This is a genomic window from Carnobacterium sp. AT7, from assembly GCF_000171855.1.
Classification (GTDB): domain Bacteria; phylum Bacillota; class Bacilli; order Lactobacillales; family Carnobacteriaceae; genus Carnobacterium_B; species Carnobacterium_B jeotgali.
The window spans coordinates 34626-58092 of sequence record NZ_ABHH01000016.1 but is presented as its reverse complement, the minus strand read 5'-3'; the positions used below and the strand labels follow the sequence as shown (position 1 = coordinate 58092).

The 23467-nt window shown below is 35.7% G+C and carries 23 protein-coding genes and 2 pseudogenes; 15 read left to right on the top strand and 10 right to left on the bottom strand.

The annotated features are described in order from the left end of the window. Positions 1 to 605 (bottom strand): annotated as a pseudogene (locus CAT7_RS07520) (exodeoxyribonuclease III); the annotation flags it as partial. 408 nt (positions 606 to 1013) lie between these two features. Between CAT7_RS07520 and CAT7_RS07515 the strand changes: the two are divergent. From CAT7_RS07515 to CAT7_RS07460, 11 genes and pseudogenes are all read left to right on the top strand, one after another. Then, the gene (locus tag CAT7_RS07515) at positions 1014 to 1913 is read left to right on the top strand and encodes a Gfo/Idh/MocA family protein (protein ID WP_007723990.1); all 900 of its coding nucleotides are present in this window, start codon (positions 1014 to 1016) and stop codon (positions 1911 to 1913) included. Between the two features lie 141 nt (positions 1914 to 2054). Next, a complete protein-coding gene (locus CAT7_RS07510) occupies positions 2055 to 3434 on the top strand; it encodes a TrkH family potassium uptake protein (protein ID WP_007723989.1) in 1380 nt (459 codons plus the stop codon). A gap of 12 nt (positions 3435 to 3446) precedes the next feature. Next, positions 3447 to 4118, top strand: coding sequence for a potassium channel family protein (locus CAT7_RS07505; RefSeq protein ID WP_007723988.1), 672 nt, complete (start codon positions 3447 to 3449; stop codon positions 4116 to 4118). Between the two features lie 246 nt (positions 4119 to 4364). Next, positions 4365 to 5263, top strand: a pseudogene (gene murB / locus CAT7_RS07495) (UDP-N-acetylmuramate dehydrogenase). 259 nt (positions 5264 to 5522) lie between these two features. Next, positions 5523 to 6065 carry a helix-turn-helix domain-containing protein gene (locus tag CAT7_RS07490; RefSeq protein ID WP_007723985.1) on the top strand — a complete coding sequence of 181 codons (543 nt, stop codon included), beginning with the start codon at positions 5523 to 5525 and terminating at the stop codon, positions 6063 to 6065. A gap of 65 nt (positions 6066 to 6130) precedes the next feature. After that, on the top strand, positions 6131 to 7225 hold the full coding sequence (locus CAT7_RS07485; protein ID WP_007723984.1) for an ABC transporter ATP-binding protein: 1095 nt from the start codon (positions 6131 to 6133) through the stop codon (positions 7223 to 7225). Positions 7226 to 7235: 10 nt separating this feature from the next. Beyond that, positions 7236 to 8051 carry an ABC transporter permease gene (locus CAT7_RS07480; RefSeq protein WP_007723982.1) on the top strand — a complete coding sequence of 272 codons (816 nt, stop codon included), beginning with the start codon at positions 7236 to 7238 and terminating at the stop codon, positions 8049 to 8051. Continuing rightward, positions 8048 to 8881, top strand: a complete 834-nt coding sequence (locus CAT7_RS07475) for an ABC transporter permease (RefSeq protein ID WP_007723980.1) — start codon at positions 8048 to 8050, stop codon at positions 8879 to 8881. Before CAT7_RS07480 ends, CAT7_RS07475 begins: the two co-directional genes overlap by 4 nt. Further along, positions 8878 to 9951 (top strand): ABC transporter substrate-binding protein, encoded by a 1074-nt coding sequence (locus CAT7_RS07470; RefSeq protein WP_007723978.1) that lies wholly within the window; start codon positions 8878 to 8880, stop codon positions 9949 to 9951. The genes CAT7_RS07475 and CAT7_RS07470 overlap by 4 nt, the downstream gene beginning before the upstream one ends. Positions 9952 to 10330: 379 nt before the next feature. Continuing rightward, a complete protein-coding gene (gene rpiA, locus CAT7_RS07465; protein WP_007723976.1) occupies positions 10331 to 11002 on the top strand; it encodes a ribose-5-phosphate isomerase RpiA in 672 nt (223 codons plus the stop codon). 146 nt (positions 11003 to 11148) lie between these two features. Beyond that, positions 11149 to 12450, top strand: a complete 1302-nt coding sequence (locus tag CAT7_RS07460; RefSeq protein ID WP_007723967.1) for a pyrimidine-nucleoside phosphorylase — start codon at positions 11149 to 11151, stop codon at positions 12448 to 12450. A gap of 51 nt (positions 12451 to 12501) precedes the next feature. Here CAT7_RS07460 and CAT7_RS07455 read toward each other — a convergent pair whose 3' ends face one another. After that, positions 12502 to 12711 carry a hypothetical protein gene (locus CAT7_RS07455; RefSeq protein WP_007723965.1) on the bottom strand — a complete coding sequence of 70 codons (210 nt, stop codon included), beginning with the start codon at positions 12709 to 12711 and terminating at the stop codon, positions 12502 to 12504. A 182-nt stretch (positions 12712 to 12893) separates the two neighbouring features. Between CAT7_RS07455 and CAT7_RS07450 the strand changes: the two genes are divergently transcribed. From CAT7_RS07450 to CAT7_RS07440, 3 genes are all read left to right on the top strand, one after another. Further along, entirely contained in the window at positions 12894 to 13613 is a 720-nt protein-coding gene (locus tag CAT7_RS07450; protein ID WP_007723963.1) for an AzlC family ABC transporter permease, read from the top strand. Beyond that, positions 13606 to 13929: an AzlD domain-containing protein gene (locus CAT7_RS07445; RefSeq protein WP_007723962.1), complete on the top strand. Its 324-nt coding sequence runs from the start codon at positions 13606 to 13608 to the stop codon at positions 13927 to 13929. The genes CAT7_RS07450 and CAT7_RS07445 overlap by 8 nt, the downstream gene beginning before the upstream one ends. Positions 13930 to 14034: 105 nt before the next feature. After that, a complete protein-coding gene (locus tag CAT7_RS07440) occupies positions 14035 to 14817 on the top strand; it encodes a GNAT family N-acetyltransferase (protein WP_007723960.1) in 783 nt (260 codons plus the stop codon). A gap of 203 nt (positions 14818 to 15020) precedes the next feature. On the opposite strand, the gene CAT7_RS07435 is transcribed toward CAT7_RS07440, so the two are convergent. Continuing rightward, complete coding sequence (locus tag CAT7_RS07435) at positions 15021 to 15677, bottom strand: NADPH-dependent F420 reductase (RefSeq protein ID WP_007723958.1); 657 nt, start codon at positions 15675 to 15677, stop codon at positions 15021 to 15023. Between the two features lies 1 nt (position 15678). After that, positions 15679 to 16725, bottom strand: a complete 1047-nt coding sequence (locus CAT7_RS07430) for an LLM class flavin-dependent oxidoreductase (protein WP_007723956.1) — start codon at positions 16723 to 16725, stop codon at positions 15679 to 15681. A gap of 166 nt (positions 16726 to 16891) precedes the next feature. Here CAT7_RS07430 and CAT7_RS07425 point away from each other — a divergent pair, with 166 nt between their 5' ends. After that, on the top strand, positions 16892 to 17476 hold the full coding sequence (locus tag CAT7_RS07425) for a TetR family transcriptional regulator (RefSeq protein ID WP_007723954.1): 585 nt from the start codon (positions 16892 to 16894) through the stop codon (positions 17474 to 17476). Positions 17477 to 17589: 113 nt separating this feature from the next. Here CAT7_RS07425 and fni read toward each other — a convergent pair whose 3' ends face one another. The 6 genes from fni to CAT7_RS07395 are packed head-to-tail and all read right to left on the bottom strand — an operon-like array spanning position 17590 to position 23422. Continuing rightward, entirely contained in the window at positions 17590 to 18657 is a 1068-nt protein-coding gene (gene fni / locus CAT7_RS07420; protein WP_007723953.1) for a type 2 isopentenyl-diphosphate Delta-isomerase, read from the bottom strand. A 39-nt stretch (positions 18658 to 18696) separates the two neighbouring features. After that, the gene (locus CAT7_RS07415; RefSeq protein WP_007723952.1) at positions 18697 to 19773 is read right to left on the bottom strand and encodes a phosphomevalonate kinase; all 1077 of its coding nucleotides are present in this window, start codon (positions 19771 to 19773) and stop codon (positions 18697 to 18699) included. 43 nt (positions 19774 to 19816) lie between these two features. Then, positions 19817 to 20803, bottom strand: a complete 987-nt coding sequence (gene mvaD, locus CAT7_RS07410; RefSeq protein WP_029277856.1) for a diphosphomevalonate decarboxylase — start codon at positions 20801 to 20803, stop codon at positions 19817 to 19819. Next, complete coding sequence (gene mvk / locus CAT7_RS07405) at positions 20796 to 21740, bottom strand: mevalonate kinase (RefSeq protein WP_007723949.1); 945 nt, start codon at positions 21738 to 21740, stop codon at positions 20796 to 20798. Before mvk ends, mvaD begins: the two co-directional genes overlap by 8 nt. A gap of 51 nt (positions 21741 to 21791) precedes the next feature. Beyond that, the gene (locus CAT7_RS07400) at positions 21792 to 23150 is read right to left on the bottom strand and encodes a tripartite tricarboxylate transporter permease (protein ID WP_007723947.1); all 1359 of its coding nucleotides are present in this window, start codon (positions 23148 to 23150) and stop codon (positions 21792 to 21794) included. Positions 23151 to 23176: 26 nt separating this feature from the next. Continuing rightward, positions 23177 to 23422 carry a hypothetical protein gene (locus CAT7_RS07395; protein WP_007723945.1) on the bottom strand — a complete coding sequence of 82 codons (246 nt, stop codon included), beginning with the start codon at positions 23420 to 23422 and terminating at the stop codon, positions 23177 to 23179. Positions 23423 to 23467 lie beyond the last annotated feature (45 nt).

The following is a 23467-nucleotide window of genomic DNA, read 5'->3' as shown; positions in this document are numbered from 1 at the left end:
ATAGTTCCACCAAGTATAGGCACTTCTTTATTGGGGTAGAAGTAACGGAAAGTATCAATAAACCCATTGTCTAGTAAAGTGGAGAACTTCAAGCGTTCTTCTTCGCTAAATCCAGCACTTTTTTGATTTGTTTTCCAATTTTTCAAATCGATATTTTCATGTGCGACATTTAAATCGCCACAGAGAATGACTGGTTTTTCAGTATCCAATGTTTTAAGGTAAGAGAGAAAGTCATCTTCCCATTCCATTCGATAATCCAGACGTTTCAATTCGCTTTTAGAGTTAGGAGTATAACAAGTAACAACATAATAATCAGGGTAGCTTAAAGTGATAACGCGTCCTTCTTGATCATGTTCAGGCTTCCCAATGCCATAAGTTACAGATAGTGGTTTGTGTTTGGTGAAAATAGCTGTTCCAGAATAGCCTTTTTTCTCTGCATAATTCCAGTAATCATAATAGCCTGGAACTTTAAACTCAATCTGTCCTTCTTGGAGCTTGGTTTCTTGCAGACAAAAGAAATCAGCATCTAATTCATTGAAAATATCCATAAAGCCTTTTTTTATAATGGCACGCAATCCATTAACATTCCATGAGATAAATTTCATTAGCTTGTTCCTCCTAAATAAGTAACATCTTATCTTTATTGTACAAAAGATAAAAAAATAGTAAACTATCTCGCATTTTAAAAAGTCTCTATACTTTTTAGTGTGGGTAGATTAATTTAGTTCATGCTTAACATTCTGGAGGAATAGGATTGCTTGTAGCCCGATTAAGTATTCAATGCGAATGACTCAGCTTTAATGCTTTAGCGAGTAGGCTGTGTTTGATGCTTGAAAGATATTAAGACTTTAGGCTTAAGACCGTACCAGGGCTCTTACAAGCAAATCAGTCTATTCCATAAGAATTTTTTGAAGCATCCACACTATTTGACGAAAAGCCTTTAAAAAGAGTATTCTCGTATGAAATATGATAGGATATGTAGTGAAAAAGAAAAAAGAGAGAAGGTTTTAAAAATGAAAATTGGAATTATTGGTTTAGGAAATATTTCTCAAAAGGCTTATTTGCCGGTTATGATGGCTATGGATAAAACAATAGAATGGCATTTATTTACACGTGATCAAGAAAAGTTAGCAAAAATCGGTGGAAAATATCGAATTTCTAATTTGTATTCTTCTGTTGAAGAGTTACTTATGAGTGGAGTTGAAGCCGTTTTTATACATACAGCAACGCATACTCATGAAGCTCTAATCAGACAATGTATTGAAAAAGGCATCCATGTGTATGTTGATAAACCAATCAGTGAAGATCTTGATGAAGTAAAAACATTGATGCAACTAGCTGAAGAAAAAAATGTTTTACTTGTTACAGGATTTAATCGTAGATTTGCACCGATGATTAAAAAATTGAAAGAAGTTCCTAACAAAAGTATGGTCTTTGTCCAAAAAACAAAACCTAACAGTTCGGGTAGTGTGAAATATGCCATTTATGATTTGTTTATTCATGTAGTTGATACCGCTTTATTCTTATTGGATGAACCCGTTATTCAAACAAACTTCAGCATAAAAGAAGAAAACGGTGATTTGAAAACATGTGTGTTGCATCTTACTACAAAACACACAGAGTGTATTGCCACAATGAATTATAACTCAGGTGCGAACTTCGAAACAGCAGAAGTTCAATCGCCAACAGGTACTCATCGAGTAACAAATTTAACCGATTACGAAATTGAAACTGCTGGAAAAAAACAAGTCATCAATTTTAGTGATTGGGATCAAACTCTTGAAAAAAGAGGTTTTGCTCCGTTGATTCGTGATACAATAGAAGGATTTGAAAACCAAGTGAATCCTGTGAGCATGGAATCCTCTCTGGAAAGCCACCGCATCTGTCAACTGATTGTAGCAGATTATGTCTAATAAACTAGTGTTATTATAAGCATAAGATTGGCGGAAGCCAATCTTATTTTTTTAGAAAAAATCGAATTTTCTTTACTTTTATTTTAGAAAGAATATAATACATTCGTATGCCAGAATTTAAGAAAGAATGAGGAGAAAACGATGTTTTTAAAAAGGCTCAGGAGATTACCTCCAGCTGTTAAAATAGTCATTAGCTTTGCAACTGTTATCTTCATAGGATCGCTTTTATTGACGCTTCCTTTTAGCAATCTTGAAAGTTCAGAAACAACTTATTTTGATAATTTATTTACAGCAGTATCCATGGTATGTGTAACGGGTTTATTTACATTACCCGTAGCCACATCTTTTACGGTATTTGGACAAATAGTCTGTATTGTTCTCATGCAAATTGGTGGAATTGGTTTAATGACCATATTAGCGACCTTTCTCATGCGAATGGGAAGGAAAATGAGTTTCTCGGATACTATTGCTGTGAAAGAATCTCTTAACAGAGATGAACTAGGAGATTTTAAAATTTATCTAGCCTCCATTATTAAATATACTGCCATTATAGAAGGCACGGGAATGCTTCTTTTGTCAATTAGATTTATCCCGGAATTTGGATATGCTAGCGGTCTTTTTGTTTCTTTATTTATTGCTGTTTCAGCATTTTGCAATGCAGGTTTTGATAACATAGGTGCTTACAGCCTGCAAGAATATGTTCATGATCCCTTGATAAATTTGGTGGTCACGACGTTGATTATTTTAGGCGGGATTGGTTTCTCCGTTTGGTTTGATGTGACTCATAATGTTCAATCTATTATTAAAAATAAATGCAAAAGTGGTTGGAAAAGATCTTACCGGATGTTGAAAATTCATACGCGCTTAGCTATCAATATGACCTTGGGGTTGATTGTAGTTGGAACTCTTGTTTTCTTAGCGGTAGAGTGGAATAATCCTAATTCAATCGGCAACTTCACGTTTGGTGAGAAAGTATTAACTTCTTTCTTCCAAACAGTAACGATGAGAACAGCCGGTTTTGCGACAATTGATTTTGAATTAGTAAAACCTTTTTCATTATTATTTTTTATCGGCACAATGTTTATTGGCGGGTCTCCAGGTGGAGCTGCGGGTGGGATTAAGACGACAACATTTGCACTAGTTGTTTTATTAATTATCAGTGAAATCAAAGGTCAAAAACACGTTAACTATGCTCATCATACAATTCCGATAGAACTTATTCGTCGTGCAATCGTTGTTATTGCAACCTTTACACTCTTCCTATTGGCAGGTGTGAGCATTTTAATGTTAGTTGAAGACCAACCTTTCTTATATTTATTGTTTGAAGCAGTATCTGCATTGGCAACAGTGGGTGTTAGTGTTAATTTGACACCAGAGTTATCTCATATTAGTCAGGTTGTATTGATGATTTTAATGTTCGTGGGTAGAATTGGACCGATCACCATTTTATTAAGTTTGAGTCGGAAAAGTAGAAAAACAAAAGATCAGTTGTATGCAAAGACAACAATTTTAATTGGATAGGAGAACTTGAATATGGCAGTAAGAACAATCGGCGTATTAGGCCTAGGTGTCTTTGGATCGTCAATTGCTAAAGAATTAAATGAATTTGACTGTGAGGTTATTGCAGTTGATTTAGATATGGATAATGTTGAACGTGTCGAACCTTATGTAACAAAAGCAATACAAGGAAATATTACAGATTTGAATTTTTTGCGTAGCATCGGTTTAGATAATTGCGATGTAGTGGTTGTAGCAACTGGAACGAGTTTAGAAGCTAGTGTTCTAGCTATTATGAACTGCAAAAAATTAGGTGTTCCTTCGATTATTGCAAAAGCTAAAAACAAGTCGTTTATGGAAGTTCTTTATGAAATTGGTGCTACCAAAGTAATACGTCCTGAAAAAGAAGCTGGAACGCGTGTAGCAAAAAATGTTTTAAGAAGACACATTACGGATATTGTAGATTTAGATGAAGATTACGCTGTTATTGAATTCAAACCGCCAGTTCGTTGGATTGGTAAAACGTTTGATGAGTTAGATTTACGCCAAAAATATGAAATCAATATTATTGGAATCAGAAAAGTGAATCAAAAACGAATGGATGTTTCTTTTGGTCCAGATTACCGGATCGAAGAAGGAACCGTTCTTGTAGGAATAGCTGAGTCAGAAATATTTGAACGTTATGATTACTTGAATAAATTAAAATAAGAAAATGATGTAGCGACTTATGGTTAGCTGAAAAATGAGTTCAAATCAAACAGGCCTGGGAGAATTTTCCCAGACCTTTTTTTGAACAAAGGTTATGTTAAGAAAGTACTAAATCTTTTGACAGAAAGCTAAACGAAACTATAAAAAAGAAACCTAGCATGTTAAACTAAGTATAGTAAGTAGGCTAGATCGATTAATAAAAGGTAGAGCAGTAGGCTCAACTTATACGAAAGGGTATTAAATACTATGTTATTTGAAGAGTTTAAGAATCAATTCCCGAATTTGAACATAAAAGAAAATGAACCTTTGTCACTTTACACGTATACTAAAACAGGTGGACCAGCTGATATGTTAGTTTTTCCAAATTCAGCAGAAGAAGTTAAAGACGTTGTCCTGTGGGCAAAAAAGAAAACTTGCCTTTAACGGTTTTAGGAAATGCCAGTAATTTGATTGTCAAAGACAGCGGGATACATGGAATTGTCATGATATTAACGGAAATGAAACAGATAAAAATTGAGAAGAAAAAAATAACTGTCCAAAGTGGAGCACGATTAATTGATACATCTTATGCAGCTTATGAAGCTGAGTTGACGGGATTAGAATTTGCGTGCGGCATCCCTGGAAGTATTGGTGGAGCAGTTTATATGAATGCCGGTGCTTATGATGGTGAAGTGAGTGAAGTTATTGAATCAGTTACGGTATTAACACGTGATGGTGAAGTAAAAACATTTGATAATCAAGAACTAGAATTTAGTTACCGACATAGTCGTATCCAAGAAATCCAAGATATCGTCTTGGAAGTCGTTTTCCAATTGAAAAAAGGCCATTCTGTAGATATAAAAGAAAGAATGGATGAATTAACCTTGTTAAGAGAATCTAAGCAACCTTTGGAGTATCCTTCATGTGGAAGTGTTTTTAAACGTCCGGCTGGGTATTTTACTGGTAAATTGATTCAAGAAGCTGGTTTACAAGGGAAGATATGGGGTGGCGCTCAAATTTCAATGAAACATGCCGGCTTTATTGTAAACATCAATCAAGCAACAGCAACAGATTACATCGAATTGATTCATCATATTCAAGAAGTTATTTTTGAAAAGAATGGTGTTAAGCTTGTACCTGAAGTAAGAATCATTGGAGAAGACTAATGAGTTGAAAACTCTAGAAGCGAAATCTTCTAGAGTTTTTTTTAGGTAGCACAGCTGAATGGGTGGAATTTAATCAAAGAGATTTAGGGAGCACATAGAATCGCATCCAGTTTGAATGGAATGCGATTCTTTTTGTTGCTTTTTATTCAAAAGGATTTATAATATAAAAGGTTGTAGTAAACATTATGTTTACTAAGCGTAAACAATAGTGAGCTTTGGTTTACTGATAGTAAACAAGGAAACTCGAAGGAGAGTTTGTATGGAAATTGGGAACCAGATTAAAAATTTAAGAATCCAAAAGAATCTGACACAAGAAGAATTAGCTGAACGAACCAATTTGAGCAAAGGATACATTTCTCAAGTTGAAAGAGATTTAAGTGTTCCTTCAATGGAAGTCTTTTTTGATATTTTAGAAGTTTTGGGGTGTAGTCCAAAAGACTTCTTTGATGAAAAACAAGAAGAGCAGCGTGTCGTTTACACTAAAGATGAGATAACTGTCTATGAAGACGATGAAAAAGGATACGAGATCAAATGGCTTGTTCCAGAATCGAATGAAAATGAAATGGAGCCGGTTTTTTTAAAATTGACTACTAATGGGCAATTTAAAGAATTTGGACCATCATTAGCTGAGACGTTTGGGTATGTATTAGAAGGAGAAATTTGTGTCGAAATAGGACTTAAACGGTATTTTGCTAAAAAAGGGGAATCTATTTATTTTCATGCTACCCAGAAGCACCAAATCATTAATCACAGCAATGAAGAAAGTTTATTGCTATTGGTAGTTACCGATTCTTATCTTTGATTAATCAACTAAACAGAGACAACAAGAACGAAAGTCAAAAAAATTCATTATAAGGGAGCAAAAAAATGACAAACAATGCGATTATTACATTTGAAAATGTAAAAAAACAATACGATGATGACGAGCCAGTTTTAAAGAATATTAATTTTGAGATTGAACGAGGAAAATTTTATACTTTGCTTGGGCCATCTGGTTGTGGGAAAACAACGATTCTAAATTTGATTGCGGGCTTTACTGAAACTTCAGAAGGAACGATTACGTTAGATGGAAAAAAGGTTAATGATATCCCTGCTAATAAACGCAAAGTAAATACGGTTTTCCAAGACTATGCGCTATTTCCACATATGAATGTTTTTGAAAATGTAGCTTTTGGGTTAAGAATCAAGAAACTAGACAAAAAGATCATCAAAGAGAAAGTAGAAAATATTTTAAAAATGGTTCAATTATCGGGCTATGAAGATCGTGCTATTAGTGAAATGTCGGGTGGACAACGTCAAAGAGTTGCTATTGCACGTGCATTAGTAAATGAACCGGAAGTTTTATTGTTAGATGAGCCTTTATCAGCACTAGATTTGAAATTGAGAACAGAAATGCAATATGAATTGCGCGAACTGCAACAACGTTTAGGTATCACATTTGTTTTCGTTACGCATGATCAAGAGGAAGCCTTAGCTATGAGTGATGAAATTTTCGTTATGAAAAATGGGAAAATTATCCAAAGTGGTACGCCAGTAGATATTTACGATGAACCAATTAATCGTTATGTGGCAGATTTTATTGGCGAAAGCAATATCGTTAAAGGAACAATGGTCCAAGATTATGAAGTTTCGTTTGTTGGACATACCTTTGAATGTGTTGATGCGGGAATGAAGCCGAATGAAAAGGTTGAAATTGTTTTGCGTCCAGAAGATTTAGCCTTAACGACGGTAGAAAAAGGAAAATTGACAGTTAAAGTGGATACTCAATTATTCCGTGGCGTGCATTATGAAATTATTGGATATGACCGCGACAATAACGAATGGATGGTTCATTCGACTAAAAAAGCGATTGTTGGAACAGAAGTAGGTTTGTACTTTGAACCAGAAGACATCCACGTTATGCGATTTAACGAAACTGAACAAGACTTTGATGCTCGTCTTGAAAGCTACGAAGAGGAATAGGGGGAGAAAAATGACGAAAAAATCGAATGTATTTTATTTTATACCCTATACTTTTTGGCTCCTATTGTTTGTTGTCGCACCTTTAGTCTTGATTGTCTATCAATCATTTTTCACTGTTGATGGACAATTTACACTAGACAACTACCAAGCTTATTTTCAATCGGGTACATACCTTAGAATGACTTTAAATTCATTTTGGTATGCATTCTTGATTACTTTATTTACTTTACTCATTAGCTATCCGACAGCGTATTTGCTGAATAAAACGAAGCACAAACAGTTATGGCTCTTGTTGATTATATTGCCAACTTGGATCAATTTATTATTGAAAGCTTATGCGTTTATTGGGATTTTTAGTGCAAATGGAACAGTGAACGACTTTCTTGCATTTGTAGGAATAGGCAGACAACAAATTTTATTTACTGATTTCAGCTTCTTAGCTGTAGCGACTTATATTGAAATCCCCTTTATGATTCTGCCTATTTTTAATGCTCTTGAAGAAATGAATCCTTCATTCATTAGAGCCAGTCGTGATTTAGGTGCAAATAATTTTGAAACATTTAGAAGAGTTATCTTTCCATTAACACTGACTGGCGTTAAAAGTGGCGTTCAAGCAGTCTTTATTCCATCGTTATCCCTATTTATGTTAACTCGTTTAATTGGTGGAAATCGTGTTATCACGTTAGGCACAGCTATTGAACAACATTTCTTAGTAACACAAAACTGGGGTATGGGTTCAACTATTGGAGTGGTATTAATTATTGCTATGATTCTTATCATGCTCTTTACAGGAGAAAAGAAAAAGAAAGGGGTGGCTCATAAATGAAAAAACAGCGATTTAAGTGGTCTAATTTGTACCTCATCTTTATCTTTATCGTTTTGTATGCGCCAATTGCCTTTTTAATTTTTTATTCGTTTAATGATGGCGGAACAATGACCAGTTTTACTGGATTTACTTTAGATAATTATGCAGCAGTATTTGAAGACACGCGGTTAATCGGTATCGTCTTGAACACTCTTTTAGTTGCGTTGTTGTCTTCTTTAATAGCCACTACCATTGGAACATTTGGTGCTATTGGAATTTATTTTGTAAAAAAAAGGGAAACAAGAAATGCTGTATTGAGTTTCAATAATATTTTATTGGTTTCACCAGATGTTATTATTGGAGCTAGTTTCTTAATTTTGTTTACTTTTATTGGGTTTCGTTTAGGCTTTGTGTCTGTTTTATTATCACACGTTGCTTTTAGTATTCCGATTGTCGTCTTAATGGTTTTGCCAAAATTACAAGAAATGAACGACACAATGATCAAAGCAGCTCGAGATCTTGGTGCAAATACTTGGCAAGTGCTGTTAAAAGTTATCTTGCCAAGTATCACTCCTGGTATTTTAGCAGGTTATTTCATGGCATTTACGTATTCATTAGATGATTTTGCCGTAACATTCTTTGTGACCGGAAATGGCTTTACAACATTAGCAGTAGAAATTTATTCAAGAGCTCGTCAAGGTGTTAGCTTAGAGATTAATGCTTTAAGTGCCTTAATGTTTGTCTTTGCCTTGATTCTTGTAATTGGTTATTACTTTATTCAACAACACAATATGACAAAAAAACAAAAAAATAAAAAACGACAACATGCTGAGGCGGTGAGCATGCGATGAAAAAATTAATAAGTATGATTTTAGCTATTCTATTAATTTGTGCCGGTTTATACATTGGTGCTGATCAGTTGGAAAAAGCTAAAGGGATCACAGGAGAAAATAGTTTGAATTTATACAACTGGGGCGACTACATTGATCCAGAACTTATCACGAAATTTGAAGATGAAACGGGTTATAGAGTAACTTATGAAACATTCGATTCTAACGAAGCCATGTATACAAAAATTGAACAAGGTGGGACGAATTACGATTTAGCTGTTCCCAGTGAATACATGATTGAACGAATGATTGATGAGGATTTATTAATTGAATTGGATCATTCAAAAATAAAAGGCCTTGCTAATATTGATGCTCAATTCCTAAATCAGTCATTTGACCCAAGCAATCAGTTCTCAATTCCTTACTTTTGGGGTACTCTAGGAATCATTTATAATGACAAATTTGTGGAAGAGGATGCTATTCAGCATTGGGATGATCTGTGGAATCCAGAGTTGAAAAATGAAGTGATGCTAATTGATGGCGCTAGAGAAATTATTGGTTTGGCGTTAGATAGCGAAGGGAATTCTTTGAATTCAAAAGAGGATGATCAATTAGCTGCAGCGGCTAAAAAACTAAGCGGTTTGACCCCTAACGTAAAAGCGATTGTTGCGGATGAAATCAAAATGTATATGATCCAAGAAGAAGCTTCAGTAGCGGTTACTTTTTCTGGAGAAGCCTCTGAAATGTTATACGAAAATGAAAATCTTCATTACGTGATACCAAGCGAAGGTTCTAACTTATGGTTTGATAATTTTGTTATTCCAAAAACAGCTAAGAATTTTGAAGCGGCCTACGCTTTTATCAACTTCATGCTAGAGCCAGAGAATGCGGCTCAAAATGCAGAATACGTTGGTTATTCCACGCCTAATAAAGAAGCAATGAAAATTCTACCAGCTGAAATAACCGAAGATGAACAATTTTACCCGAATGAAGAAACTATGAAAAATCTAGAAGTATACGAAGATCTAGGATCTAAGTACATTGGTGTATATAATGACTACTTCCTAGAATTCAAAATGCACAGAAAATAATAGGATGCGGAGTTCGACGTTCAGGCTTGACAGAAAAATAAGAAATATCGCAGAGGATGTTTCATCCTCGAAGAGATTACGTTTTTTCCGAGAGTCTGTCGAACGCAGCTCAACTAAAAGGATGCGAAGAGACCCTGAAAGATATGCAGCTCAATTAAAGGATGCCAAACGGTCTACGAAGCTTCTTAGAATCTACTCAACAAAACCCACTGACTAATTTCCAGTGGGTTTTGTTTTTTTTAAAGAGAGAATGGGCTGGTAATTAGTGACGATTAAACAATCCATTTTGTAATTAATTTTTTGCTAGATTAGGCTCTATAAAACAGGTATTATGCTATACTAATAGAGAATAAAGACATGAAGCAGAAGGAGTAGAAAAATGAATTTAAAACAACTAGTTGGAGAAAAAGCAGCAGAATATGTGAAAGACGGTATGGTTGTAGGATTAGGAACTGGATCAACGGCTTACTACATGGTTGAAGCTTTAGGAAAGCGAGTTAAAGAAGGTTTGACTATTACCGGAGTGACAACTTCAACTCGAACAAAAGAGCAAGCAGAAAAATTAGGCATTCCACTGAAAACCATTGATGAAGTGGAATCGGTTGATTTAACGATTGACGGAGCAGATGAAATTGATTCTAAGTATCAAGGAGTAAAAGGTGGCGGTGGAGCTCTGTTATTTGAAAAAATCGTTGCAGATTATTCTAAAAAAGTAATTTGGATTGTTGATGAGAGCAAAATGGTGGAAACGTTAGGTGCATTTCCACTGCCGATAGAAGTCATGCCTTATGGTAGCCAACAGTTAGTGCGCATTTTTGAAGAAAAAGGGTTTCAACCAACTATGAGAAAAAATGATGTTGGGGGAAATTATTTAACAGATGGTGGTCATTATATTATTGATTTGCATATGACTAAAATTGAAGATCCACATTCGTTAGCGACTTGGTTAGATGGTTTAACAGGAGTTATGGAACACGGCTTATTTTTGGACCGAGTAAATACTATTATTGTAGGGCGTAATACAGGACTTGAAATTATAGAAGCACGCTGATAATCAACTAAACTAAAGAGTTTCAATGGCTAAAAGATTTGGTATTGATTAGGTAAGCGTTAGAATGATTAAGTTGTGAAAGCGTTTTTTCTGCAAATGTGGTAAACTTAGCAAATCAATTAAAATTAAAAAGGGGTATATGATAAATGAGAATGGTCGATTTAATTACAAAAAAACAACAAGGCAAAGCATTAACAACTGAAGAAATCCAAACAATGATTAAAGAATATACTGCTGGAGAGATTCCAGAGTACCAAATGAGTGCAATGTTAATGGCTATCTATTTCAAAGATATGGATGACCGCGAAAAAAGCGATTTAACGATGAGTATTGTTCATTCTGGAGAAGAAATTGACCTATCAGCGATTAAAGGCGTAAAGGTAGACAAACATTCAACGGGTGGAGTAGGCGATACTACAACTCTTGTTTTAGCACCTTTAGTAGCAAGTCTAGGTGTTCCAATTGCCAAAATGAGTGGGCGTGGCTTAGGTCACACTGGTGGAACAATCGATAAACTAGAATCAATTCCAGGTTTCCATGTAGAATTGACACAAGAAAAATTTATTGAGTTAGTAAATGAAAATAAAGTAGCCGTTATTGGGCAATCTGGAAACTTAACACCAGCGGATAAAAAATTGTATGCCTTAAGAGATGTAACGGGAACAGTTGATTCGATTCCATTGATTGCAAGTTCAATTATGAGTAAAAAAATTGCTGCTGGAGCGGATGCAATTGTTTTAGATGTGAAAACTGGAGCAGGGGCATTTATGAAGACAACTGAAGATGCGAGACTGTTAGCTCATGCAATGGTTCAAATTGGGAACCGTGTAGGACGCAATACGATGGCTGTTATTTCTGACATGAGTCAACCACTAGGTTTCGCTATCGGAAATGCGTTAGAAGTTAAAGAAGCTATTGATACATTAAATGGTAAAGGTCCAGCTGACTTATTGGACTTGTGTTTAACGTTAGGAAGTCAAATGGTTCATTTAGCAGGTATTGGAAAAGATTTAGATGAAGCAAGATCATTATTAGAAGAGTCCATTGAAAATGGAAAAGCATTAGAAAAATTCAAAACGTTTATCGCTTCTCAAGGTGGAGATATCAGTGTGATTGATAATCCGGAATTATTGCCTAAAGCAGATTATCAAATCGATGTTTTAGCAAATAAAGATGGCTTTGTTTCTGAAATCATAGCAGATGAATTAGGAATCGCGGCTATGATGTTAGGAGCAGGACGTGCTACAAAAGAAAGTGAAATTGATTTAGCAGTAGGGATTGTTTTGCATAAAAAAGTCGGCGACGCTGTTAAAAAAGGTGAAGCGTTATTAACAATTCACACAAATAAAGAAGAAGTACCAGAAGTAGAACAAAAAATCTGGGAAGGTATTACAATAGCAGATTCAGCTACGCCTATTCCATTAATCCATGAAGTAATCATAGATTAATCAACTGAAAAGACAAAAAGAGTGTTGAGATTTTTTCTCAACACTCTTTTTTTAATTTTTATTAGGATCTGAAAATAAATAGTGAAAGGTGAATAAAATGATACCAAAGACACCGACAATCAAAATAATACCCATCAATGCATGTAAAACAGCCCAAAACCCACCACTATAAACAGCATTTTTAAGTGCCGGAACAAACGCGTACACCAAAAAATAAAGAATACTGATAAAAAAAGAGCTGAAAACGATTCTTTTTAACACAGACAATAACTCCTTTCATAAGCAGTTCAATAGGTTTACAGTAGCAAAATTAAGCCCAAGTTACAATGGAAATGAGTGAAAATAAGTTGTTTTTTTATTTAGTATTTGAAATACAAAATAAACGTAAAAAGAATTAACAATGTGATATAATAGCTGTTACATGTTCGTTTAGGAGGGTAAAGATGAAAAAACAAGATTGGTTGGATGGATTGAAAGTAATGTATCCAGTCATCATTAGTTATGTACCACTAGGTTTAGCTGGGGGCATGGTTTTATACGATGCAGGATTAAATGCAATAACTATTTTAGCTATGAGTTTACTCGTATTTGGAGGAGCTGCTCAATTTATGGCTGCTTCAATGGTAAGTATGGGAGCATCAGTCTCAGCAATTATAACAATGACATTCTTTTTGAATTTGCGTCATTTATTAATGAGTTCGAGTATGTCTGGACTTATTAAAAAGCCTTCTTTACCGTTCACACTTTTTTTTAGCCATACCCTTGCGGACGAATCATTTGCTATCAATTACAATCAATTTAAAAATCATGAATGGACTGCAAATAAAGCACTAGCAACAAACTCATTGGCTTATGCAACATGGTCAATTAGTACTTTTGTTGGTGCGTTAGTTGGAAGTGCTTGGGTTATTGATACAACAATCATCAACTATGTTTTGATAGCTATGTTTATTAGTCTACTTGTTAGTCAATTTGCATCTAAGCTGTATGTTTTTGTAGGATTGACTGCAGGAGTATTAGCGATTATCTTCACGATTCTTTTACAACACACTATTGCATTAGTGATTGCTGCAGTAGTAGCTTCTTTTATAGGCTATTTTATAGATGACTATTTTACGAATAGAAAAGAATACACACGAAAAGAGGGGATAGAATATGACTAGTCAACACATCCAACTGATTTTGGGTATGGCGGTAGTCACCTATCTGCCTCGAGTTTTACCCATGCTGGTTTTAAATAACCGAACTATACCAGAGAAAGTTTCAAAATGGATGTCATTTATACCTGTATCTATATTTTCAGCTTTAATTTTTTCGGATATTTTCTTTTGGAAAAATCAGTTCACCATAGATCCCGTAACCAATATAAAACTGATTCCTTCAGTTATTGTTTTTTACGTGGCATATAAAACAAAAAATCTTTTATGGTCTATGGTGCTGGGAATTAGTGCGATTACTCTAATGGTTTATTTGGTTTAAGATACTCACAATTAACTGGTCAAATAAAGTGCAAAAAGATACAATTTTTTTTAAAAAAAAGTATACTAAATGGATAAAGGTTGTCACTTGGGAGGAAGAAAGAAAATGATTTACAAATGTGATGAAAATAAGCGTGAAGATCTATTAAATTTCTTATATAACGAGCCAAGTGTGAATTTATTTGCTATTGGCGATATTGAAACATACGGATTTGAGCATTTTGATTTAGATGTTTGGGCTTATGTAGATAGTAAAGATGAAATTAGTGGTGTGTTGGTTCGTTATAAAGAAAACGTAATGCCTATCCATGGAAACGAATTTGAAGGATTTGATACCTTTTTACCTTTGATTCAAAGTTTAACACCTCATTATATATCCGGTAGTGAGGAAGTTATTGCCCAATATGAAGAAGAATTTGAAGACTATGAAAAAGAAGAAACCTATTTAGCTGAATGCAAGGAACTAGCAATGGAAAGCCCCATAATTCAAGAAGTAGTTCCTTTAGACAAAAAAGATATTTCATTATACCTCGATTGTTTAAAAGAAATTGGGATGATGAAGCAACAAACAATCGAAGAAATTACAAATGAATTGGACCGGGATTCAAATGCTATTCAAGTGATCAAAGATGAAACGGGTAAAATCGTTTCAACGGGAAGAATTGCTATTGAAACAAAACTTTCAGCGATGATCGTTGCTGTCGGAACAATTCAAAATTACCGTGAGAAAGGTTATGCAACAGCTATAACGGCTGCGTTAGTAAATACTTGTATCCAAAAGAAAAAAACGGCTTGTTTATTTTATTCTAATCCTGAAGCTGGTCGAGTGTATCAACACTTAGGCTTTAAAGACACTCAAAAGTGGATTATGCTAAAAAGCAAAGTGTAAAACGAGAACAAAAAAGATACAAAAAGAAAGGATTGAGGCTATAAGTTGCTCTCAGCCTTGATAGCGAAAAAAACACCATTTTCAAGAGATGAAAATGGTGTTTTCTTTTTGAATAGCTATCTTAGTGGTAGCACATGGCTAGGCAGCTATAAGAACTTTTATGCATTAAACAGTAAACGAAATTTGAATCTGATTAAGAAGCACTAGGTATTAGCGATTTCTTTTAGACTTATTTTTAACTGTTCTTGCACTTTTTCTAAACCTAGACTTGCGCCAAACAAAGGGGATCCTGATTCTAAGATGATGCCAGTTTTAAGTTCACCGATGTGTAGTGGTGTAAATCCAATATGATCAACAATCGTTTCAACTTTACTTACAGCATCCACCTGATCACCAGCGATTAAAATTACTTTTCTATCTTCATGCGTGTTCGGACGGGCATCATCACCCAAGTTATGGTAACCCATATGATTAAAGGCTTTGATAACCGTACTATTTTTAAAATACGCTTGAACTCTTTCAGATGAAGACTGCTCAGCATCAGAATATACCTCTTCAAGCCCATCTATTTCCCACCAATAGTTCATCGCATCAATTAGTAATTTATGCTCTAAATATTGTGTATCAATTTGATGATAGTTACTTAGAGGAAGGGCCAACACAACAATATCCGCTCGCTTACTTACTTCTTCAGTGGTTAACGATTCGGCTCCTGGTACTAAGATATCAATTGTTAATTGAATTTTATCAGCAGATTGGGACCCAGAAACGAGGACAGGATAGCCAGCCTCGACCAACAGTTTCCCTAGAGTCGTACCTAATTTACCTGCACCAATAATTCCTATAATTGGTTTAGTCAATTTAGTTTCCTTCTTTCAATAATTCTTTTATGCGAGGAATAACAACTTTTCCATATAATTCGATTGTTTTAAATCGTTCTTCTTGTGTAAAACCGCCCATTCCATAAATGAGGTCAAAGCGTTCAATGCCCATATCTTTAATAACACGAGCCATTTTTTGTGCGACTGTTTCTGGACTTCCAATGTAATAAGATCCTTGATTTACTTCATAATCAAAGCGTTCTTGTGTCATCGGAGACCAACCACGTTCTAATCCTGTTTTATTCATTGCAGGTACTAAATACTTCATAGCTAGTTCTCTAGCTTCTTCATCGGTATCCGCAATGATTCCTGGCGAATGCATGCCCACAGGATGGAGTGGTTGACCAAATTGTTCGACCGCTTTCCTGTATAAATCAATATAGGGTTTAAATCGAGTGGGTTGTCCACCAATAATTGCTAACATGAGTGGATAACCGTATCTTGCAGCGCGAATAACAGACTCTGGTGTTCCACCAACACCGACGTGTACATCCATTTTACGTTCGGTCATTTTCGGATACACTTCGACCTGTTTAAGTGTAGGAGTGTGCTTTCCTTGCCAAGAGATAGGACCACCTTTGATTAGTTCATCGAATAAAGCAATTTTTTCTTCAAATAATTCATCGTATTCTTTTAAGTCATAACCAAACAAACCATAGGATTCAGTAAATGACCCTCTCCCTAACATGATTTGCGAACGTCCATTTGAGAGGGCATCTAAAGTCGCAAAGCGTTGATACAACCGGATAGGGTCATCCGAACTCAAGACAGTCACACCCGTTCCTAAAGTAATCTTACTAGTCACTGTAGCCAATGCTGCTAAAATAATTTCTGGACTTGAAATCGAATATTCTTCTCTGTGATGCTCGCCTAAAGCTAAGATATCTATGCCCACCTGTTCAGCTAATTTTCCTTCCTCTACCATATTTCGAATGGACTCTTCATAAGTAATGCGTTCTCCTGTTTTGCTGTCACGCGCTACGTCACCAAACGTATCTAAACCAAATTTTAGTTTATCTATAGTCATTAATAACACTCCGTTCGTTATTTTTTAAACAACCCTTGTTGCATTTACAACGTCTGTCGTATATACTCATTGTAACGAACGTTGAAGAAATATACAATCAACAATACTGTAGAAGTGTTGTATATTTCATAATAGATATCAATTATAAATACGAGGAGCATCCACTATGACTACTACGGAGAACACTGATATTCGAACTATTCGAACACAAAAATTAATTATGGATTCATTCAAAGAACTACTGAATCACAAGAGTTTTGAGGCCATTCGTGTATCTGATATTTCTAATGCAGCTGAAATTAATCGAGCTACATTTTATAATTATTATACGGATAAGTATCAATTATTAGATACCATGGTGGAAGAAACACTGTTGGTACAAATACGAGAGAATTCAATTGATCAAGAGGAATTCTCGCCTGAATTTATTAAAAAAATCTATTTGATTCTAACGGGTTTCCACACCAATTTGGCTACTATCTGCCAAAAAAGCTACATTGAAGAACTGGCTTTATATACGAGTCAGGTTTTACGAGATGAAGTGGCACAAACAATCTTGACAGCCATTCAAGCCACTTACCCAAAAGAAGATGCCCGACAACTAGAGTCTTTTGCAGCGATTATTAGTTGGTCCGTGATTGGATTAGCGTATGAATGGAAACGCTCAAAGCAACAATCTCCTGAACAGTACTATACTGAATTTGAAGAAAATTATGAAAAGCTCTTTCATAATTTTGTTAGTCAAAATTAAGTGAAAAATAAAAATAACTAAAGAATACGAAAAATGCATTCCCAAAACTACTGGAATAGTTATCCAATAGTGGGAATGCATTTTTATTATTAATGAGTACTGTATAGGTTGAGCTATTTTATTGAAGAACGATTAGCAAAAAGCGATGCATCAATGTGGCGAGCGTCACACCAATCTTTTACGTCTCCTAATAAAATCACATCTGTTTGAGTTAAGTCTTTGATTGATTTTTTTCCTAGTAGTGTCATGATCGAAACAAGCTGTTTTTTCCAAGCCTCTATTTCTAAAATAGTAGTTTCTACACCATCTCTTAGAGCCATATGCAAGAAGAGGCCAGAAATGCCAACAGCACGTGCCCCTAAAGACAAGGATTTAATGATATCTAAAGGATTACGGATACCTCCTGAGGCAAGTATTTCAACCTGATTAACGTAAGGTTGTGCTTCCACTAATGAGATAACGGTGGATTGTCCCCAACCTTCTAAATAATCATATTTATCGCTGTCCCGGCGATAGTTTTCAATCTGGGCAAAGTTTGTCCCACCTTGGCCGCTGATATCAATGGTCTGTACGCCAATCGAAGTCAATTGTTGGATGGTTTCGCGGCTCATGCCAAATCCAACTTCTTTAACAATAACGGGTACAGAGACATGGTGAACAATTTTTTCTAATTCAGTTAACCAATTGGAAAAATCGCGATCGCCTTCTGGCATAACAATTTCTTGCGGAGAATTCACATGGATTTGTAAGGCATCCGCTTGAACCAACTCAACAGCTTTTTTTGCATTTTCCAATGTTTGACCGGTCCCAAGATTAGCAAAAACTTTGCCAGTAGGATTAATCTCTCTTACAATCGTAAAACTGTCTTTAACAGTAGGGTCTTTAAGAGCAGCGCTAATGGAACCAGTTGCCATAGCAATCCCAGTTTCTCGAGCAATCAACGCTAGCTTTTCATTCACCTTTTTTGTCCAAGGGCTTCCCCCTGTAATAGCATTAATATAAAAAGGAAATGCCATATCTAATGTAGCAAATGAAGTAGAAAGAGTGGCATCGGAAACTTTCATTTCAGGAAAAGAATGGTGAACGAAACGGAAAGAATCAAAATCAGACTTTCTGTTTTCTTTAGCAAATTTTTCTGCTAATGATACATGTTCATTTTTTCGATTATTCATTGGTTTCATAATGTGACCCTCCAAAAATCTTTATCCATAGAAAAGGGATTAAAGATCTGTTTTCTGATAGACATGCAAGGGAAGATTGATAATGCCTTCTTTTTCCCAATCGGTAATGAGTGATAATAAGCCTTCTTTACGATTAAAAATAACAATCCCGCAATCTCCGCCACCAGCGCCAGAAGATTTAGCAGCACCTTTGAACTTTTCTGCCATTTCGCATAGTTTTGTCAAAGCAGGCGTTTCAATCGTAACAGAGGTATCTTGACTCATTTGAAGCAAAAGTTGACGATTTTTTCTAATTTGGCGCTGTATCTCAGTGACATTTCCTTCTTGAAAAGCGGTAATCATTGCATTGACGCATTCTTTACTTTTTTCTAAAAAGATGTCATAAGCCATTGCATCTTGACTGCGTTTATTGGTGACTTCATCCACCAAATGAGAAGTAGATGCTGGTGAACCTGTCCAACCGATAACTAAACGTAAATCTTTTGGCGGAGATAGTGGCGTAAAAGATAAGTGAGGCCAATCCATTTCAACTAATTCTTTTACGGTATTGTGTTCTTTTTGATCCAGTACCCATGCCGGATCAAACGTTGTAAAGGCTAGCCATCCGCCATAAACACTGGCAGCAACATCACCACATGAGCCATTACTCTTAACCGATAAATGAGCTAGAGCAGCCAATTTAAAAATAACATTCTTACTATCAGTGAGTTTATAAAAACGACATAATGCATGAACCGTAGCGACCGTAACGGCGGCACTAGAACCTAAGCCATATTTTTTTCCTTGTGAGCTATCCAATTCACTATCAACAGTTAAGTGATAAAAAGATAATTCCTTTCCTTGTTCTTTCGCATATTCTTCGGTCACCCGAATAGCAGCTAAAATATAGTGAAAGGGATTTTCCCGTTTATCAAGTACTAGACGGTCATTTTCACGTTTCCATAAAATAGGAAGATTCCCATATTGGAAAGAAGTGATGCTTCCAACGCGTTCAGATTTTTCAAGTGAGACGGTGATAAATTGATCAACAGCTACTAAGATAGCTGGATATCCAGGTTCAACAACGGCGTATTCTCCCGCAATATATAGCTTACCAGGCGCAGAAGCTTCAATCATACTGTAATTCCTCCTAAGTAATAAAACCTTGTTTTAAAATGTGTTAGAAAGTAATTTCTTTTAAGTCACTTCCGGGACCAGAAACAATGAGTTGCTCTTCACTAAAGTAATTTAAAAAGGCTGTTTTGATTTCTTTACTATCAGAAAGACGGCAAAGGACTTTAACATTTGGACCAGCATCCATTGTAAAGTAACAAGGAATACCTTGTTTGCGCAATTTTCTTACTAATTGCATTGCTAAAACACTATCTGGTTCCCAATAAGAAATTGGAGGATTAGCGCCTAACATGGTTCCGTGCATTTTCATGCCATTGCTTTCTGTGATTTCTCCGACTTGTTCAAAGTCACGTTGACCAATGGCTTTTTTTATATTCACAAGGTCAACAGCGGTACTTTCAATCCATCCTGCATAAAAAGGGGATGTTGCAACAGTTTGTTTCATACCTTCACGACTAGAAAGTTCTTTTTGATTTTTATTCACGACGACCACAACCATACCGATATCCCAATCAGCGTTATCTACTTTGACAGCATAAGAATCCACTGAAGAGGTCCCTTTTTGCCATTCTACAAATCCGCCATAAACACTACGAGAAGCTGATCCAGAACCTTGTCTTGCAAAAATAGAAAGTTCTTGAGGTGTTAAATTTAAACCGGACGCTAAATTAGCGGCTCCAGCTAAAGCAGCCATTCCAGAAGCGGAAGAAGCTAACCCAGCAGCTGTTGGAACATAGTTAGTGCTTTTAATAAGTGCCGGTGCTTTTAAATCTGCTTGTTCTCTAAATAAATTTAAAAAACGGCTAACTTTTAGAGTAGCAGCTTCATCTTGAAGGTTGTCATCTAAGTAAAAAGTATCTTTTTCTAACGATTCATCAAATGATACAGCTGTTTCAGTGTAAAAAGCATCTAAAGTAAGGGATAGGCTACTGCTGGTGGGTAAGATAAGTTTATCGTCTCTCTTTCCCCAATATTTAATTAACGCAATATTTGTATACGCGCGTACTTTTCTCGTGTCGCTCAATTTAGTCATCTCCTAATGGGTGTGTCCATGTATTTACAGCGCCGGCAGCTAATAAAGCAGCTGAAATACGTGTAGCTGTATCTTTATCAGCTGCTAAAGCAATCATGCAGCCTCCGCGACCGCCGCCAGTTAGTTTCGCTCCGAGTGCTCCATTTGTTCGAGCAGTTTTCACTAGATGATTCAGTGTGTCATTGCTTACACCTAAAAAAGAAAGTTTTTCATGAGCTGAATCCATAACCAGACCTAATGTTACAGGAATATTGGCTTCAATTGCAAGTTTAGCCTGTTTGGCTAGAGCACCCAATTGATGAATGGCATCCATCGTTAGTTTTGGGTTTTCTTGATTTAATTGAGCAATGCTTGCAACTGCATCTCTTGTTTGACCTTTTAAACCCGTATCTGCCACAATTAAATAGGCAGACATTGATAATGGAAAGGGGACAAAAGGCTCTCCTTTTATATAATAGAGTGGCTGTTTGCCACTCGTCATAGCCGCATCTAAACCGCTTGGATTTCCATGAGCAATTGTTTCAGAGACATTTGCTAACGCTAATAGAACATCATTCGTTAGGTTTGTCGAAAAATAAGCGAATAAAGCACGAACCATCGCAATAGCTACTGCGGCACTTGAACCCATACCACGTTCAACCGGAACCGTACTATCGATAGTCAATTTGAAATTTTTTAAGTCTTGATTTAGTTCATTAAGGGTTGACTCGACAACGGCTATCAGGTTTGCTAACTGCTTAGGTGCTGCAGATAAGTTTCCTTGGTAATAAACACAATCTAGTTGAACCGGACCTTCAACAGATGTAACGGCCACTTCAACGCGTGTTGCAGGAAAAGGGATAGCAATGGCAGGTTCTCCATAAACCACAGAGTGTTCTCCCATTAAAATAATCTTTCCATTAGCTGTTCCTGTTGCAGATTGATTAATATTAATCATGTTGTAACTCCTTTATTTCATAATAAATTGATTGAATTAACGTGTAGCAAATTAGAATTGAGCAATTTTTTCAACTAACCATGGGGCTGCATATAGTGTCATAAACTGGACGCCATAATTCATGCCCATCTTATTCAATGTTCCGCTTGTAATACCAATCAAAAGAACGCCGAAAATATTAATTAACCCAGCATCCATATAAGCTAACAGTAAAATGAAAGAAATGAATAATCCTAAAATAGCTTCATGAGGAATTTTTTGTAAAACAAATTGTGAAATTGTTCCAGCATAGCGATTGATTACAAAATAACTGATAAGTGCAGCTAGAATTGATCCAATCAAGATGGCAAACGTAAAATCACTTCTACTCAATATATGGTGCAAGTTATGATCAACGGTAAAAACGGGTGGGGCGTTGAACAAAGGACTTCCAGGACCAATTGCTGTTGGTGACAAAGGGATACCCAATGCAATCAACGGAATAATTATTCCAGAAAGATAAGTCGATTGGGCTAAAGCACTCATTGTAATAATAGCTGTAGAAGCTTTTTCAACGGGATCCTTTTTTTTATTTGAAACAAATTCGCCAAATAAAATAATTAGCCCCACTGGACTTAAGACAAAAAGAAAATTTGAAATCAAAGCTGAAAAAGATGCGGCTTTAAGTTCGCTTTTAGACAATAGTTTAAAAGGATTAATTGTTTGATGAGTAGTCGTCTTTTTTGGTAACGCAATTCTTTTAAAGTCATCGGTCAACATTTTTTCGCGACTCGTTTTATTTAGCAGTGACAGAATCGAAATGATTAAAGGACCAATCGTAATGCCTAAAAAGAAGGATGTTGTAATATTGACGTCTTTCGGTACAACGCCAATGCCCCAATATAAATGACGAAAACCTTGGAAAAGCATAGCCAAAGGAAGAATGCTCACTAGAGATAAAATTTTATTCTTTCCTATTAAAGAAAGGAAAATAGCTCCAATTACAAATAAAAGAGACGAATAAGGTTGAATAATTTCAGCAAAAGGCGTTAATAACTCTGCTAATAATAAAGCAATCGGAACGGATATTAAGGTTCCTATCAAGGCTCCAGCGGCCATTTTTTTAATGGTGATCTCGGACATGCCACGATTTTTCAAGTATAACGCATGTTCAATCATAGGGCTAGAAAGAACACCTCCGGGAAGCCCAACTAAAGCAGTAGGCATTGAATTCGTAAGATTTAACGTAACAATGGCTGCGATAAAAAAAGTTAAGACAACAACAGGCTCTGTTCCAGCCAGAATAATAGCTAACGTAACCGGCATTAAAACCGATGTTTCATCGGTACCAGGGATGAAACCAATAAAAGTATATAAAACAATTGCTGCAAGAGCAGCTATGACCATTTGAACCAACACTAACAATTCCATATTTTTGTTCTCTCCAATACTTGTTCTTAATTGTTCTCTTTTTCGTTATCTATCGTAATGATTCTTTTAGGCTTAGTAAAAACTGTCGAAAGAATAAATCCAATAACTGCACCAGCCAAACCAAAAAAGAGTTGTTTTGTCTTGTCGTCGCTAGGTGCTAAAAAATAAGCTCCCATAGTAGAACCGCTGGATAAAAGGATCGCAATGATTAAGTCTCTTAATTCAACTACGTCTCCCCAAATTTCAATTTTTTCTTGTTTACCCTTTTTCATAACGTTCTCCTTTGTGCATTTTTAGTTGTTACAGTTGATTAAAAA

What these genes read in the sequence shown, in the direction of transcription:
- CAT7_RS07475 (WP_007723980.1), top strand. Translation starts at nt 8,048, where the DNA reads ATGAAAAAACAGCGATTTAAGTGGTCTAATTTGTACCTCATCTTTATC.
- CAT7_RS07490 (WP_007723985.1), top strand. Translation starts at nt 5,523, where the DNA reads ATGGAAATTGGGAACCAGATTAAAAATTTAAGAATCCAAAAGAATCTG.
- CAT7_RS07510 (WP_007723989.1), top strand. Translation starts at nt 2,055, where the DNA reads ATGTTTTTAAAAAGGCTCAGGAGATTACCTCCAGCTGTTAAAATAGTC.
- CAT7_RS07470 (WP_007723978.1), top strand. Translation starts at nt 8,878, where the DNA reads ATGAAAAAATTAATAAGTATGATTTTAGCTATTCTATTAATTTGTGCC.
- CAT7_RS07480 (WP_007723982.1), top strand. Translation starts at nt 7,236, where the DNA reads ATGACGAAAAAATCGAATGTATTTTATTTTATACCCTATACTTTTTGG.
- rpiA (WP_007723976.1), top strand. Translation starts at nt 10,331, where the DNA reads ATGAATTTAAAACAACTAGTTGGAGAAAAAGCAGCAGAATATGTGAAA.
- CAT7_RS07430 (WP_007723956.1), bottom strand. Translation starts at nt 16,725, where the DNA reads ATGACTATAGATAAACTAAAATTTGGTTTAGATACGTTTGGTGACGTA.
- CAT7_RS07485 (WP_007723984.1), top strand. Translation starts at nt 6,131, where the DNA reads ATGACAAACAATGCGATTATTACATTTGAAAATGTAAAAAAACAATAC.
- CAT7_RS07445 (WP_007723962.1), top strand. Translation starts at nt 13,606, where the DNA reads ATGACTAGTCAACACATCCAACTGATTTTGGGTATGGCGGTAGTCACC.
- CAT7_RS07400 (WP_007723947.1), bottom strand. Translation starts at nt 23,150, where the DNA reads ATGGAATTGTTAGTGTTGGTTCAAATGGTCATAGCTGCTCTTGCAGCA.
- mvaD (WP_029277856.1), bottom strand. Translation starts at nt 20,803, where the DNA reads ATGACTAAATTGAGCGACACGAGAAAAGTACGCGCGTATACAAATATT.
- CAT7_RS07505 (WP_007723988.1), top strand. Translation starts at nt 3,447, where the DNA reads ATGGCAGTAAGAACAATCGGCGTATTAGGCCTAGGTGTCTTTGGATCG.
- CAT7_RS07440 (WP_007723960.1), top strand. Translation starts at nt 14,035, where the DNA reads ATGATTTACAAATGTGATGAAAATAAGCGTGAAGATCTATTAAATTTC.
- CAT7_RS07395 (WP_007723945.1), bottom strand. Translation starts at nt 23,422, where the DNA reads ATGAAAAAGGGTAAACAAGAAAAAATTGAAATTTGGGGAGACGTAGTT.
- CAT7_RS07415 (WP_007723952.1), bottom strand. Translation starts at nt 19,773, where the DNA reads ATGATTGAAGCTTCTGCGCCTGGTAAGCTATATATTGCGGGAGAATAC.
- CAT7_RS07515 (WP_007723990.1), top strand. Translation starts at nt 1,014, where the DNA reads ATGAAAATTGGAATTATTGGTTTAGGAAATATTTCTCAAAAGGCTTAT.
- CAT7_RS07450 (WP_007723963.1), top strand. Translation starts at nt 12,894, where the DNA reads ATGAAAAAACAAGATTGGTTGGATGGATTGAAAGTAATGTATCCAGTC.
- fni (WP_007723953.1), bottom strand. Translation starts at nt 18,657, where the DNA reads ATGAAACCAATGAATAATCGAAAAAATGAACATGTATCATTAGCAGAA.
- mvk (WP_007723949.1), bottom strand. Translation starts at nt 21,740, where the DNA reads ATGATTAATATTAATCAATCTGCAACAGGAACAGCTAATGGAAAGATT.
- CAT7_RS07425 (WP_007723954.1), top strand. Translation starts at nt 16,892, where the DNA reads ATGACTACTACGGAGAACACTGATATTCGAACTATTCGAACACAAAAA.
- CAT7_RS07460 (WP_007723967.1), top strand. Translation starts at nt 11,149, where the DNA reads ATGAGAATGGTCGATTTAATTACAAAAAAACAACAAGGCAAAGCATTA.